A 708-nucleotide genomic window follows, 5' to 3' on the forward strand; every position below is an offset into this window, starting at 1 on the left:
AATCCAATGATGCAGCTTAGAGAACAAAGGCGGAAGCGCCCGTTTAGCGACGTACGGACTGGACTGAGCCGAAGGAGATAAAGGAAACACGATGAACGAAGTGAATCGATGTTGACTTATCGTACGGAGGTGAAGGAAGTTTGCTAGTCGCTGGGTGCTGCAGCTGGACATTACGGAACATCCTAATTTGGATGAAACATACTGTGTTGTTTGGTTCAGTTTTGAGAGAGCAAATCTCTCTGAAACTTTGTACCTTGAAAACTAAATAAGAGTAAATCAAGACATTGAAGGAATTTAGTTAAGTCCTCGATCGATTAGTATTTGTCAGCTCCACGTGTCGCCACGCTTCCACCTCAAACCTATTAACCTCATCGTCTCTGAGGGATCTTACTCATTTAAAATGATGGGAAGTCTCATCTTGAGGGGGGCTTCATGCTTAGATGCTTTCAGCACTTATCCTTTCCATACGTAGCTACCCAGCTATGCTCCTGGCGGAACAACTGGTACACCAGCGGTATGTCCATCCCGGTCCTCTCGTACTAAGGACAGCTCCTCTCAAACTTCCAACGCCCACGACGGATAGGGACCGAACTGTCTCACGACGTTCTGAACCCAGCTCGCGTACCGCTTTAATGGGCGAACAGCCCAACCCTTGGGACCGACTACAGCCCCAGGATGCGATGAGCCGACATCGAGGTGCCAAACACC

At 48.6% G+C, this 708-nt stretch carries 1 rRNA gene; it reads right to left on the reverse strand.

From position 1 onward, the window contains the following. Positions 1-294 precede the first annotated feature (294 nt). Positions 295-708, reverse strand: a 23S ribosomal RNA gene (locus tag BLL36_RS29985); the annotation flags it as partial.

It is taken from the genome of Pseudomonas cedrina subsp. cedrina (assembly GCF_001983175.1).
In the GTDB taxonomy this organism is placed as follows: Bacteria; Pseudomonadota; Gammaproteobacteria; order Pseudomonadales; family Pseudomonadaceae; genus Aquipseudomonas; species Aquipseudomonas cedrina.